Origin of the sequence: Bartonella krasnovii (genome assembly GCF_003606345.3) — a bacterium.
GTDB classification, from domain to species: domain Bacteria; phylum Pseudomonadota; class Alphaproteobacteria; order Rhizobiales; family Rhizobiaceae; genus Bartonella; species Bartonella krasnovii.
In genome coordinates this window covers 788,204-802,936 of sequence record NZ_CP031844.2, presented here as the reverse complement: position 1 = coordinate 802,936, position 14,733 = coordinate 788,204, and the positions used below count along the sequence as shown (strand labels likewise).

The following is a 14,733-nucleotide window of genomic DNA, read 5'->3' as shown; positions in this document are numbered from 1 at the left end:
AATAGCAAAAACAGTGAAAAAACAAAGCTGGTCTACGCTTCTATTGGGTAAAAATGGTCTTTGCTTTTTAACGTTTACAGGTGGAGTTGTGTTGCACGCCACCAGCGTTTATATCGTTATTACTATTTTACCCTCTCTTATGAAGCATATTGGCAATGAAATATATTATTCTTGGGTTGCGACTGTCTTCATTACAGCTTCTCTCGTAGGAACTTCCCTTGCAACAAAAATATTAGGAAAATTAGGTCCTCGTAACGCTTATGTTATCTCTGGAATTATCTTTACCCTAGGGACTTTCCTGTGCAGCATTTCTTCATCTATGCCATTATTTTTAATAGGACGCTTTATTCAAGGACTTGGAAGTGGTTCTTTGTTATCCCTATCCTATTCCATGGTACGTATTTTTTTTAACCCATCTTTATGGTCACACGCATTAAGTGTTATTTCTGGAATGTGGGGAATATCAACCTTATTAGGGCCAGCGATTGGAGGGCTTTCTGTATATTATGGCCTATGGCGAGTATCCTTTTGGATCATTGGTGTATTTGCTATATTCTTCTCACTTATCGCCTTTAAACTTTTACCCAAAAAGAATGAAAATGATATTCCAACATTCCCTCTCCCTCTTCTCCAACTTTTCATACTCACCTTATTGATTTTTATCATTTCGGTTGGAGGAACTATGGAGTCAACAATGGCAAAAATCTGCGGGCTCGTTATCGGGCTTAGTCTTCTCTTTGTTCTAGCAAAAATCGAAACATCTTCCCTTCATCCTATGTTGCCCCGTAAAACCTTTTCTTTTTCTTCTGAAATTTTTCCTATTTACGCATTGATACTTGTTATGACAACAGTCGTATACAGTATAGAACTTTATTTTCCACTTTTTCTTCAAGAGCTTCATGGGCAAACTCCACTTATTGCTGGTTATATAGCAGCACTTATGAGCCTAGGGTGGACATGTGGAGCCCTATCAAGTGCTGGTATCTCCGCAGGAAAAATTCACAACATCATTGTATACTCCCCCTTATTAAAACTGTTAGGAATCACCATTCTTTTATGGTTTCTTCCAACAGAAATTTCCACACTTGAATATATTTTTATTATTTGCTTAGCACTATTTTCTATTGGGATCAGTGCAGGCATAGCGTGGCCGCATTTGCTCACAAGGATCTTACAATGTGCAAATGATGAAGATGCTCTACGTGCAAGTGAATCCCTTACCTCTGTACAACTATTTTCAGCGGCCTTAAGTGCAACTCTAGCGGGAATTATCACCAATCTTGCTGGTCTCTCTAATCCTGGAGGAACAATAGGAATGATCTTAGCAGCAAAAACGCTTCTTATCGTACTCATGGGACTTTTATCTTGTTTTGCTATCCCATTAGCGTTGCACATTTCTCACTGTATATTAAAAAATCCGACAGGACGTTCCAATAATAACTAAAAATAAATATAAAAATTTCTTCTCTACTCAAAAAAATATTAAGCACGCTTCTCCATAAACCATGAAACGCAAAAAACCATTAATCCGCAAAAAGTTAGAATACTCCCTAAAACGGCTGTATATTCATAACTATAGCCTAATTTTAAAATCAATGCTCCAGCTTCTGCACCAAGAGCGTTGGCAATATTAAAAGCAGACTGCATTAATGCTCCTGCCAAAATTTGTCCTTGTAGTGCAACATCCATAATTTTTGTTTGTATAGAAGGCATAGCCGCAAAAGAAGTTCCAACCAAAAAGCATCCTATTGCAGCTGTTAACGGAGCATAAGATAAAAAGAAAAAAAGAAAAAAAACAAATGTGCTCCAAAGCATAGAAAAAAATATCATCGGCGAAATGCCTATTTTAACAGCCAGTTTAGGCCCCAAGAGATTTCCTACCACCATCCCCAATCCAACTAAGGGCATGATAAAGGGTATCCACTCAAGCGAAACACCAGAAATATGCATTAATGTTGACTTAATATAAGTGAAAACAGAAAATAATCCTGACGCCCCCACCGAAACCATTATTAAAAGAAGCCACACCTGCTTTTGCTTTAATGCACCCATTTCGCGTAAAGGACTCGTTCTTTTAGTCCTGAAATCGTAAGGCAAAAAATTCCAAATAAGTAAACAACATAATAAAGCAATCATACCCACAAGAATGAAAGCAATCTGCCAACCAATAAGTTGACCAATCCAAGTTGCACTTGGTGCTCCTAAAACGGTTGCAATAGTTAAGCCAAGCATAACAGACCCAACAGCTTTAGAACGTTCATTCATTTCCACCATTGAAGAGGCAACCATAGCCGCAAGTCCGAAATAGATCCCATGGGGAAGACCACTGAGAAAGCGTAATACGACTAATATGCTAAAATCAGAAAAAAAAGAACTCGCAATATTTGCTAAGGCATAAAAAAACATCAACCCTATCAAAACAGTTTTACGTGAAAATTGAGCCGTTGCAACAGCCAAAAGAGGAGCTCCCACCACAACCCCTAATGCATAAGCAGAAATATATTGACCCGCAGTAGGAATATCAACATATGAACTTCGTGCCATCTCTGGTAGAAGCCCCATTGCAACAAACTCTGCCGTCCCGATAGCAAAACTTCCCACTGCAAGGGCTAAAATTGCTAAACGCCGTATTCTCGAATCAATTTCCAATGCAAGAATGTTTTGTTTATGAGAATCCTTCATATCATCACTTCTGGATAAGAATTTTTTCTGTAGATATCTGTAATACGGAAAAAAATTCAAAACATTGTTATACGCGTAGCAAATCGTCCTCAATAAAGTTTTAGAAACATTTTGATATATAAGTATTTTATGAAATTTTCAGTAAGATTCTTTAATAAAAGATCTTTAAAAAAACAAACGGTTATAGATGTATTCAACTATTTTTATAAGAGCTGCCAGATAATAAACCCAGGATAATAAACTTTGTCTCCTTTTTCCAGCAGTTTCAATTTTATCCTAAATCTTTATTTAGAACGATATATCACACGCTATAAAAAATTCTAAAATTTATCGAAGAATACATTCCAAACAGGTGAATAATATCTCATCATTATCTTGATACAAAGATAAAAACTTCTGCCTAATTTATTATTTCTCCGTTTTTATGACCTAAATGCATCCTCTCTAAATTGATAAACTATAATTTCAATGCGTATGCTATCTTATGGATTAACAGAATCTTTTAAAAATTCTCATGATAATCGTGCTTAATTTCTCCATTGATTAAATAATCCTATTCTAGAGATATTTATCCCTATCTCATCTCATAGAGAAATAGCATAAGATCTTTTTTGATCTAATTCACTATCTGTAAATTTTAAATATTTACATAATATATTATGGCTTTATATAAGTATAATACAAAGTAAATACGATAATTTTTCGTTTAAAAATATTTATTGATCTTTAATTATATTGTAAATAATAATTATATTAATGTTATAAAAATAATAAAATGTGATTTGTAACCTTTAAATATTATAATATTAATTTATTATTACTTTAATTTTCTAAGGATTTATCTGTTATTTTGCATGTAACACATTCTTTACCTTAATCAATAAAAAATACAAAAGAACTCATAAAAATACAATTTTCATACTTCTTTAAGAGTTCGCTAACGCCTCATTAACATTGTTGTTTTAAATACTCATCAGAAACAGAAATAAACTGTTTTTCTCCGGATCAGGTAGCGCGTACCGGAGTAACAGTTTCTGTTTTATATGATCATTCCAAAAGGAATATATACCCCATAAAATAATACCTTTACGTTTTAAGATAGTGCAATTTTATTTTTTAGAAGGTATTTCTAATTTTATTTTTTTAGCAAAATTTGTAAGTAAAAAAATAAAATACTATATGAGATGAGTGTTTTAGCGTCCTTGTGCCCATAGAGCACGCGTTTCAGCACAAAAATCAGCATAACAAGCTTCTTCAATGGCGTCACGAATTCCTTGCATCAATTGTTGGTAATAAAAAAGATTATTCCAGGTCAACAACATACCACCAAGGGATTCACCAGATTTGATCAAATGATGCAAATAAGCACAACTATAATCATTTGTTGCCGGACAAAGAGACTGTGAATCAAGAGGATGGGGATCCTCTGCATAACGCGCATTACGTAAATTAATTCTACCAAAGCGCGTAAAAGCTAAACCATGACGTCCTGCACGCGTTGGCATAACACAATCAAACATATCAATACCACGTGCAACACTTTGTAAAATATCATCAGGTGTCCCCACTCCCATAAGATAGCGCGGTTTATTCTCTGGCAAAATCGGACAAGTAGCATCCAGCACTGCTGTCATAACACTCTGCGGTTCACCAACAGCAAGTCCTCCAATAGCATAACCCTTTAAATCCATTTCTTTTAATGCTTGAGCAGAACGTTCACGCAGTTTCATATTATCACCCCCTTGAACAATCCCAAACAATGCTTTTTCTGGCTGATCCCCAAAAGCTATTTTACAACGTTGTGCCCAACGTAATGAAAGTTCCATAGCTTCTTCCATCTCTTTTTCACTTGCGGGTAATGCAATACATTGATCCAACTGCATCTGGATATCCGCATCAAGAAGTCCTTGAATTTCGATAGAACGTTCTGGACTCATTTCATAGTAGGCTCCATTAATATAAGAGCGAAAAATCACACCTTGTTCGTTAATTTTACGGATGCCTGCCAATGACATAACCTGAAAACCACCAGAATCGGTTAAAATAGGTCCATTCCAGCGTGAAAATTTATGTAAGCCTCCTAAACGTGCAACACGCTCGGCTCCAGGACGTAACATTAAATGATAAGTATTACCTAAAATAATATCCGCCCCAAGATCACGTATTTGATCCATATACATAGCCTTAATGGTTCCTGCCGTCCCCACAGGCATAAAGGCAGGTGTACGAACACACCCACGACCCGTTATAATTTCACCACGACGGGCATAGCCATCCTGAGCAATCTTTCTATAATGAAATGTCTTTATCATCACTCTCGTCTTTTTATCTTCCATAAATTCATCTTGCCATAGAAAGAAAAGCTATACCTCTCTTGACCAGTAGCATCATAAACTTTATGGATTGATTCTTGATTTGCTAAACGATGTCACTAGCATAAAAAGTGAAACGAGATAAAGAAATCTTCACAACCAAGTGATGATTATAATCAGCGTGATAATCTCATTTCTCAGTAAAACCTAACAATATAACGCGCCAAGATATCTAGTTTATTTCTTTTCAATTTCAAAGAGTTGTGAGATTACTTTTTAAGAGTAACAATCTTACTTTCACATACTTTTAATAATGATAATATCTAGAGAATTTTGCATGGAATAGAAGAAGTCTCTAAAATATTGCATATAACCTTATATCTGTTTTACCCTGATAGATAAAATTCTGCCTATATATGAAACGTAAACAGCCTAGAATTTTTCTATAATCTCCTCATAAAATGTAAATCCGTGAAGAATAGCCTATCACTTTTTTACAAATAAAAAATTCACACTTTATCTTTAAAATCTAAACACACTCTTCACACAATACGCGCGCAACATATATTACATTTAAAATGAATATTGCCTTCATAAGAAATTTTTCCCAAAACACAGATACGATAAATTTCTCCTATCTGCTTTCAAGAAAAACAAAGCAAAACTATCCTTTCATCCAAACAAATGCACGCAATCAAACTATTATACGAGGTAAGAATTTTCCAAACTTTATTCACATAAAAGTACATTCCAAGCAACGTAGCGAAAATATAAAAACAGATAAAAACAATAAGTTATAAACATTTATTGTTGAACAGGTTCATCTTATCAAAATGATCGGCTAACGGCATCACACAAACATTAACACCCTCTTAGAACATAAACGTTATCAATAATGAATGAACAACATGACGTAAGCACATTACCTCTAAAAGTACCAAAGCTTAATGCGAAAAAAGATATAGCAAACCCTCTTTACGACCACTATTCTTCACAGCGCACAAGATAACAACCAGATAGAAAATATCTGCACTTAGTGCTCTTACATTTGAAATCGATAACCCTATTTCATATCCGCAGCAATTGTAGCTTTAATAATTGCGTCAGGATCTACAACAGGCTCACCGCGTTTAATTTGATCAACATTCTCCATCCCCTCAATAACCTGTCCCCATATGGAATATTGACGATCAAGCCACGGAGCATCTGCAAAACAAATAAAAAACTGTGAATTAGCAGAATTCGGATTCTGACTACGTGCCATAGAAACCGTACCACGCTTATGAGAAAGATTGGAAAACTCCGCTGTCAAATCAGGTTTCTCTGAACCACCCATCCCCGCACGTGATAAATTAAATTTTTCACTATCCTTCTTTCCAAATTGCACATCACCAGTCTGCGCCATAAAACCATCAATAACACGGTGAAAAATGACATTATCATAAGCCCCTTCACGCGCAAGCTCTTTAATACGTGCAACATGACCAGGAGCTAAATCAGCCAAAAGTTCAATAACAACTTTCCCCTTGGTTGTTTCAAGAATTAAGGTATTTTCTAAATCTCTCATTTCGGCCATAAGACTCGTCTCCTTTAATTCATCTATCAGCTTGCAAAACAGCAGTATTAATAACATCAGGATTTGTTACAGATCCATTATTACTTGTAGACCCTTTTTTAATTTTATCAACAACATCCATTCCCTCTATGACTTCTCCCACAACCGTATACTGACCATTTAAAAAAGCAGCATCAGCAAAACAAATGAAGAATTGAGAATTAGCGGAATTTGGATCTTGTGAACGTGCCATTCCAACGGTACCACGCTTAAATGGCTGCTTTGAAAATTCTGCCGGTATATTAGGATAATCGGAACCTCCCATACCAACGCGTTTAAGATCAAAGTCTGCACTCCCCTTTTTTCCAAACTTTACATCACCAGTCTGTGCCATAAAATCTGGAATAACGCGGTGAAAGACAACATTGTTGTAAGCACCTTCTTTTGTTAATCGTTTGATTTGTTCAACATGCTTTGGTGCGAGATCAGGACGAAGACGTATCACCACATCACCATTTTTGAGGGATAAAATAAGCACGTTAGAATCATCAGATGCATTAGAATCATTCGCCACAGTACTTAGTGAGAAAAAACAAAAAAGACATGTCAAAATAGCAAAAATTCTAAGATACATAATCACTCTCTTCTGAAGATTGAAATTTTAAGTGCAAAGCTCTGGCAATATTTTCAGGTACAAAGGGCGTCACATCACCTCCCATAGAAGCGATCTGGCGTACCAATGTGGAAGTTATTACGCGTCCAGAAACACTCGCTGGCAAAAAAACAGTTTGCAATTCAGGGGACATAATACTGTTCATCCCCGCCATTTGCATTTCATAATCAAGGTCAGTTCCATCACGCAACCCACGAATAAGAAAGGAAGCACCAATTTCACGCGCCTTATCAACCAAAAGAGTATCAAATGAAATAACCTGTAACCGATCAGGACCTATTCCCAATAACTCTTTTCCCACCTCAGTAATTAAATCAACCCGTTCTTCAAAACTAAAAAGAGTTTTTTTCTGAACTTGTATCCCTATAGCCACGACCACCTTGTCAGCTAAAGCAAAGCTCCGTTGTAAAATATCAAGATGCCCATTTGTAAAAGGATCAAAGGAACCTGCATAAAGAGCAATTTTTTCCATTTCACTCTACACTTTTCAAAATTATTTTTCTTCACCCATATCAACCGTATCAGAGTGTCTTTCCGCCTGATCATCTGCTTGGTTATCATCCTCTTCAGATTCAGAAATACGCTCAACAGATACGACCTTCTCACCTTCAGCTGTATTGAAAATTGTTACCCCCTTAGTTGAACGCCCCGCTATACGAATACCATCAACGGGAACACGAATAAGCTGCCCCCCGTCTGATACCAACATAATTTGATCTTGCGCTTTTACTGGGAAAGACGCTACTAACTTACCAATTTCAGAAGTTTTAGATGGATCTGTCGCACGAATTCCTTTTCCACCACGTCCCGAAATACGGAATTCATAAGAAGAAGACCGCTTTCCATAACCAAACTCACTCACGGTTAACAGCATCTGTTCACGTGCTTGCAGCTCTGCGTAGCGCTCCTCTGTTAACTCTGTCTCAGCGCCCCCATCTTCCTCATCAAGAATGACAATATCTTCAATATCAGCATCTGAACCAGCAGCACGCCGTTCATTTATCACACGTTTAATATATGTAGAACGCTCAATAGACGTTGCTTCAACATGCTCTAAAATTGTCATCGAAATAACTTTATCGCCTTTCGCCAAATTGATACCACGAACCCCTACAGAATTACGCCCTGCAAAAACACGAACATCCACAACTGGAAAACGGATACATTGTCCATTCGCAGTTGTGAGAACAACATCATCATGTTCTGTACAGGTTTCAACAGAAAGAATTTCATCTTCTTCATCAAGTTTCATGGCAATTTTACCATTACGATTAACCTGAACGAAGTCTGATAACTTATTACGACGCACAGTTCCACGAGTTGTCGCAAACATGATATCCAATGCACTCCAACTTGCTTCATCTTCTGGCAAAGGCATAATGGTTGTAATGCGTTCGCCTTGTTGTAAGGGAAGCATATTGATCAAAGCTCGTCCGCGCGATTGCGGTGTCCCCAGTGGTAGTCGCCAAACTTTTTCCTTATAAACAATCCCACGTGATGAAAAGAAAAGAACCGGAGTATGTGTATTAGCGACAAATAAACGCGTTACAAAATCCTCATCTTTTGTAGACATACCAGAACGTCCCTTACCACCACGGCGTTGTGCACGATAGGTATTAAGAGGGACGCGCTTAATATAGCCACTATGGCTCACTGTTACCACCATATCCTCTGGCGCGATCAGATCTTCACTCTCCATCTCAGCACTACCAAAACCAAACACAGTGCGTCGAGGTGTTGCAAATTCCTCACGAAGAGCACTCAACTCGTCTTTAACAATACCCATAATGCGTACACGCGATGCCAAGATATCAAGATAATCAGCAATATCCACACCAATTTTATTCAATTCATCAGCAATTTCATCACGCCCAAGGGCTGTCAAACGTTGCAAACGCAATTCTAAAATAGCACGCGCCTGCTCTTCAGAAAGATTATAAGTACTATCCTCATGAATAATATGACGAGGATCATCAATAAGTTTAATCAAAGGTGCTACATCCGCAGCAGGCCAGCGTCGCTCCATTAATTGTGTACGTGCTGTCTGTGGATCTGGTGCTTTGCGAATAAGCGCTATGATTTCATCAATATTGGCAACCGCAAGGGCAAGACCAACCAAAACATGGGCCCTTTCACGCGCTTTACGCAAAAGATATTTCGTTCGCCGACTAACAACCTCTTCACGAAAAGAAACAAATGCACGAAGCATATCAAGCAACGTCATTTGTTCAGGTTTTCCTCCATTTAACGCAACCATATTACAACCAAAAGAAGTTTGCAGCGGCGTATAACGATATAATTGGTTTAAAACAACCTCCGCAATAACATCTTTCTTCAACTCAATAACGACACGATATCCATCACGATCAGATTCGTCACGCAAATCAGAAATTCCTTCGATGCGTTTATCGCGCACCAATTCGGCCATTTTCTCAATCATCGTTGCTTTATTAACTTGATAAGGAATTTCACTCACGATAATTGCTTGTCGACCACTACGAATTTCTTCAATATCAACTTTAGCGCGCATAATAATTGAACCACGCCCTGTTTCATAAGCTGAACGGACACCAGAATGTCCTAGAATAATCCCCCCTGTAGGAAAGTCTGGACCAGGAATAATTTCAATTATTTGATCGAGTGCGATACTGGGATTATCAATCAGAGCGATACAACCATCAATAATTTCACCAAGATTATGGGGCGGAATATTGGTTGCCATTCCCACAGCAATACCCCCTGATCCGTTAACCAAAAGATTAGGGAAACGTGCTGGTAAGACGACCGGTTCACGCTCACGCCCATCATAATTATCCTGAAAATCAACAGTATCTTTATCAATATCAGCTAAAAGTGCTTCTGAGACTTTTTCTAAACGACACTCCGTATAGCGCATTGCCGCTGGTGGATCACCATCAACAGAACCAAAATTTCCTTGCCCATCAATTAATGGATTTCTTAAAGAGAAATCCTGTGCCATACGCACCAAAGCATCATAAATCGAAGCGTCACCATGGGGATGGAATTTTCCCATAACCTCCCCAACAACACCAGCAGATTTACGATACGGTTTATTAAAAACAAGCCCCATCTCATTCATAGCATGAAGGATACGTCGATGAACAGGTTTAAGACCATCACGGACATCAGGGAGTGCACGTGAAACAATGACACTCATCGCATAATCGAGATAAGAGCGTTGCATTTCATCAATAATGCTAATTGGTTCAATACCAGTCAGCACATCACGTTCTGGTTGTGGAGTAAGATCAGTCACAATTTCAAAACTTTCAAAAAAGAATCATTTCGCTTTGTTTATATCGAAAAATACACCAGAATGCTAATTTCTCTCCCATAACGAAAAAGAAATTTAACAATATTTTTCAATATATTACTAATTTATATTAAAATTACTACGAATAATAAACACTTCCCACTTCGCTAAACTTCAAAAATCTAAAATAAACAAACCATAAAAAGTCGTAATACTTCAAATTTACCCCCCTTAGAAAGGGACGTCATCATCCAATTTATGAGAAAAACTTTCTCCCACTTGGCTATTATTTTGACCAAAAGTATTTCTCTGATTTGAGCTATTATCTGCAAAGCCACCACTATAACTCCCCCCTTGACTTGTTGCTCCTTGCTCCCCACCAGCTCCCCCACGCCCATCAAGCATTTGTAATTCCCCACGGTATTTTTGCAAAACAACCTCTGTTGCATAACGATCATTTCCATTTTGATCTTGCCATTTCCGTGTCTGTAACTGCCCCTCAATATAAATTTTACTGCCTTTTTTTAAATATTGCTCTGCAATTTTGACAAGGTTTTCATTAAAAATAACAATATTATGCCACTCGGTGCGTTCCTTTCGCTCATTTGTATTCCGATCACGCCAACTTTCCGAAGTAGCAATACGCAGATTTGCCACTTGATCTCCAGAATTCAAACGGCGGATTTCGGGGTCTGCCCCGAGATTACCAATCAAAATAACTTTATTAAGGCTACCAGCCATTGCATAAACTCCAAAATTTTAATTCGTCAAATACTGTTATAGAACAGTTATAACCATCTTGACCTTCAACTTACACGTTTGTAATTGACCTTCAATATGGATATTGCTACCCTTCCCAATATTAGATCCAATGTAATTATAACAAAATATGATAACAACGCATAGTTTATTCCATCAATAGAGAATAAAAAGCTGCTCGTTTGTATTTTCTTTTCATAAAATTTATACTTTCTTTTTGCGTTAAAGCAGTTAAGCACGTTTTAATTCTAAAAAAACAGTTTTATTCCATTTCAGAGGCTTAATTTTCGTCACATATGCCAAGGATAAAAAATGACTCATCAAAAATATATCTCCATTCGCGGTGCACGTGAGCATAACCTTAAAAATATTGATCTCGATCTGCCTCGTGATAAACTCATTGTTGTAACAGGACTTTCTGGATCAGGAAAATCATCTTTAGCTTTTGATACAATTTACGCTGAAGGACAACGCCGCTATGTCGAAAGCCTTTCGGCTTATGCACGCCAATTTCTTGAAGTCATGCAAAAACCAGACGTTGATCGCATAGATGGCCTTTCTCCAGCTATCTCCATTGAACAAAAAACCACCAGCCGCAATCCGCGCTCAACAGTCGGTACCGTCACTGAAATCCACGACTATATGCGTCTCCTCTTTGCTCGTATTGGTATTCCTCATTCCCCTGCTACAGGACTTCCTATTGAAAGCCAAACGGTAACCCAAATGGTTGATCAAATTATGTCCTTACCAGAAGGAACACGAATTTTTATTATGGCCCCCTTGGTGCGAGGTAGAAAGGGAGAATATAAAAAAGAGCTAACGGAACTTTTAAGAAAAGGATTTCAGCGCGCTAAAGTTGATGGAGAGTTTTATGAAATCCCTGATATTCCACCTCTTGATAAAAAATATAAACATGACATCGATGTTGTGGTAGACCGCATTGTTGTACAAAATGATATCACCTCTCGCTTGGCTGATAGTATAGAAACCTGTTTACAGCTAGCAAATGGACTTGTCATTGCTGAAATGGCCGACCAACCCTTGGCACAAAAAGAGACAACCAAAGAAGCTGCTTATAAGTCAAAAAACGATACACACAAACGGCTTCTTTTTTCAGAAAAGTTTTCCTGCCCTGTATCAGGTTTTTCTATCCCTGAAATTGAACCACGACTCTTTTCATTCAATAATCCTTTTGGAGCCTGTCCTCTCTGCGATGGACTAGGGATCAAAAAGGCAATGGACCCTCAAAAAATTGTACCAAATAAAAATCTTACCTTAAAAGACGGAGCCATTGCCCCTTGGGCTAAATCAGATTCACTTTATTATAGCCAAACCCTAGAGGCATTAGGAAAAGCTTACGACTTCAAACTCACAAATCAGTGGTGTGAACTCTCTAATGAAGCACAACAAGCTATTCTCTACGGTACAAAAAGAAATGAAATTTCTTTTATCTACAAAAATAACTCTGGTTTGCATAAAATGACTCAACCCTTTGAAGGAATCATCCCCAATATGGAGAGACGCTGGAAGGAAACTGATTCTGCTTGGTCTCGTGAAGAAATTGAGCGTTATATGTCTTCTTCTCCTTGCGAAGCTTGTCACGGTTATCGTTTAAAACCAGAGGCACTTGCTGTGAAAATCCATGGGATGCATATTGGGCAAATATCAGATCTTTCTATTCTAAAAGCAGATGATTGGTTTGCCAACATCCATCAACACCTCACGGAAAAACAACGTAATATCGCAGTACGTATTTTAAAAGAAATTCGCGAACGCTTAGCTTTTTTAAATCATGTAGGATTGGAATATCTTACCTTATCTCGAAATTCAGGAACTCTTTCAGGGGGAGAAAGCCAACGTATTCGACTAGCCTCCCAGATTGGTTCTGGTCTTACAGGCGTTCTTTATATTTTAGATGAACCATCCATCGGTTTACACCAACGCGATAATGAACGCCTTTTGGAAATGCTGTGCCATTTACGCGATCTCGGTAATACAGTTATTGTTGTTGAACATGATGAAGATGCCATTCGCGCAGCAGACTATGTTGTTGATATGGGCCCTGCAGCTGGGGTTCATGGTGGTAAAATCATAGCACAAGGGACACCACAAGAAGTTATAGAGAATCCAGCCTCTCTCACAGGCCAATATCTTTCAGGAAAAATGGCGGTTAGACTGCCGAGAGAACGACGCAAAATATCAAAATCGAAAACCCTTAAAGTCATTGGCGCCAAAGGCAATAACCTTAAAAATATCAGTGCAAATATCCCTCTTGGAACTTTCACATGCATAACCGGTGTTTCTGGAGGAGGAAAATCAACATTTCTTATTGAAACGCTCTTCAAAGCAGCATCACATCAGATCATGGGGAGTCATCATAGCCCTGCCAGCTATGATAAAATTGAAGGATTAGAATTTCTTGATAAAGTCATTGATATCAACCAGTCCCCTATTGGACGCACCCCACGCTCTAATCCCGCAACCTATACAGGCGCTTTTACACCGATTCGTGATTGGTTTGCCGAACTTCCAGAATCAAAAGCTCGTGGTTATAAAGCAGGGCGTTTTTCATTTAATGTTAAAGGAGGACGCTGTGAAGCCTGTCAAGGTGATGGAGTCATCAAAATTGAAATGCACTTTTTACCAGATGTCTATGTAACTTGTGATGTCTGTAAAGGAAAACGTTATAATCGAGAAACACTAGAAATAAAATTCAAAGGGCAATCTATCGCTGATATTTTAGATATGACAATCGAAAAGGCTGAGGAATTTTTCCAGGCTGTTCCCGCTATTCATAATAAAATGGAAACCCTCATGAAAGTAGGATTGGGTTACATAAAAGTAGGACAGCAAGCGACCACACTTTCTGGTGGGGAAGCACAACGTGTAAAACTTGCAAAAGAGCTTTCACGCAAAACAACGGGACGTACACTTTATATTTTAGATGAACCGACAACAGGTTTGCATTTTCATGATATTTCTAAACTTCTTGAAGTGCTCCATGAACTGGTCGAGCAAGGCAACACTGTCATTGTCATTGAACATAACCTTGACGTTATCAAAACAGCCGACTGGATTATTGATTTAGGGCCGGAAGGTGGAGATCGTGGGGGTGAAATCGTTGCAATTGGACGTCCTGAAGATATTATTAAGATTCCTGCTTCTTATACGGGAAAATTTCTAAAAGATGTTTTACAGCGCCACTCTCTCTACAATTCCAACTCTTAAAAAGGTTTACTTTTAAAAGACTTACCTTGTAAGATACAGTATAATACGAATAAAGACAGTGTTTTTATTGTTTCTTGTAAATTAATATCTCATTCCAGTGTAGCAGCATGTTTAAAGCAAAGGCTGAAACGATTTTTAGCGCTTTATAAGCTGTTTTAGTTTTCGTATTGTCCAATAGAAGAACGTGCGCATAACTGCGTATCTTTCCTCTATTTGTTTATATCTGAAATGACTGATAGCCTAATTTTAG

Annotated in this window: 9 protein-coding genes; 2 read left to right on the top strand and 7 right to left on the bottom strand. The window is 37.8% G+C overall.

Annotated elements, in window-relative coordinates:
* The first annotated feature begins 13 nt into the window (after positions 1-13).
* The gene (locus D1092_RS03270; protein ID WP_120122164.1) at positions 14-1,444 is read left to right on the top strand and encodes an MFS transporter; all 1,431 of its coding nucleotides are present in this window, start codon (positions 14-16) and stop codon (positions 1,442-1,444) included.
* A 38-nt stretch (positions 1,445-1,482) separates the two neighbouring features.
* Here the strand turns inward: D1092_RS03270 and D1092_RS03265 are convergent, their stop codons facing one another.
* The 7 genes from D1092_RS03265 to ssb all read right to left on the bottom strand — a co-directional run bounded on the left by D1092_RS03265 (position 1,483) and on the right by ssb (position 11,237).
* On the bottom strand, positions 1,483-2,682 hold the full coding sequence (locus tag D1092_RS03265; protein ID WP_120122163.1) for an MFS transporter: 1,200 nt from the start codon (positions 2,680-2,682) through the stop codon (positions 1,483-1,485).
* Positions 2,683-3,875: 1,193 nt separating this feature from the next.
* The gene (gene tgt / locus D1092_RS03260) at positions 3,876-4,994 is read right to left on the bottom strand and encodes a tRNA guanosine(34) transglycosylase Tgt (protein WP_120122774.1); all 1,119 of its coding nucleotides are present in this window, start codon (positions 4,992-4,994) and stop codon (positions 3,876-3,878) included.
* Between the two features lie 1,063 nt (positions 4,995-6,057).
* Positions 6,058-6,570, bottom strand: a complete 513-nt coding sequence (locus D1092_RS03255; RefSeq protein WP_120122162.1) for a peptidylprolyl isomerase — start codon at positions 6,568-6,570, stop codon at positions 6,058-6,060.
* 19 nt (positions 6,571-6,589) lie between these two features.
* The gene (locus D1092_RS03250) at positions 6,590-7,183 is read right to left on the bottom strand and encodes a peptidylprolyl isomerase (RefSeq protein ID WP_120122161.1); all 594 of its coding nucleotides are present in this window, start codon (positions 7,181-7,183) and stop codon (positions 6,590-6,592) included.
* Positions 7,173-7,694, bottom strand: coding sequence for a pantetheine-phosphate adenylyltransferase (gene coaD, locus D1092_RS03245; protein ID WP_120122160.1), 522 nt, complete (start codon positions 7,692-7,694; stop codon positions 7,173-7,175). The genes D1092_RS03250 and coaD overlap by 11 nt, the downstream gene beginning before the upstream one ends.
* A gap of 21 nt (positions 7,695-7,715) precedes the next feature.
* Entirely contained in the window at positions 7,716-10,499 is a 2,784-nt protein-coding gene (gyrA, locus tag D1092_RS03240; RefSeq protein ID WP_120122159.1) for a DNA gyrase subunit A, read from the bottom strand.
* Positions 10,500-10,727: 228 nt separating this feature from the next.
* Positions 10,728-11,237 carry a single-stranded DNA-binding protein gene (ssb, locus tag D1092_RS03235; RefSeq protein WP_120122158.1) on the bottom strand — a complete coding sequence of 170 codons (510 nt, stop codon included), beginning with the start codon at positions 11,235-11,237 and terminating at the stop codon, positions 10,728-10,730.
* Between the two features lie 330 nt (positions 11,238-11,567).
* On the opposite strand from ssb, the gene uvrA reads away from it, so the two are divergent.
* The gene (uvrA, locus tag D1092_RS03230; RefSeq protein WP_120122157.1) at positions 11,568-14,483 is read left to right on the top strand and encodes an excinuclease ABC subunit UvrA; all 2,916 of its coding nucleotides are present in this window, start codon (positions 11,568-11,570) and stop codon (positions 14,481-14,483) included.
* Positions 14,484-14,733 lie beyond the last annotated feature (250 nt).

Excerpts from the sequence above, each read along its gene's own strand:
- D1092_RS03265 (WP_120122163.1), bottom strand. The coding sequence starts at position 2,682 with ATGAAGGATTCTCATAAACAAAACATTCTTGCATTGGAAATTGATTCG.
- tgt (WP_120122774.1), bottom strand. The coding sequence starts at position 4,994 with ATGATAAAGACATTTCATTATAGAAAGATTGCTCAGGATGGCTATGCC.
- D1092_RS03255 (WP_120122162.1), bottom strand. The coding sequence starts at position 6,570 with ATGGCCGAAATGAGAGATTTAGAAAATACCTTAATTCTTGAAACAACC.
- D1092_RS03250 (WP_120122161.1), bottom strand. The coding sequence starts at position 7,183 with ATGTATCTTAGAATTTTTGCTATTTTGACATGTCTTTTTTGTTTTTTC.
- coaD (WP_120122160.1), bottom strand. The coding sequence starts at position 7,694 with ATGGAAAAAATTGCTCTTTATGCAGGTTCCTTTGATCCTTTTACAAAT.
- ssb (WP_120122158.1), bottom strand. The coding sequence starts at position 11,237 with ATGGCTGGTAGCCTTAATAAAGTTATTTTGATTGGTAATCTCGGGGCA.
- uvrA (WP_120122157.1), top strand. The coding sequence starts at position 11,568 with ATGACTCATCAAAAATATATCTCCATTCGCGGTGCACGTGAGCATAAC.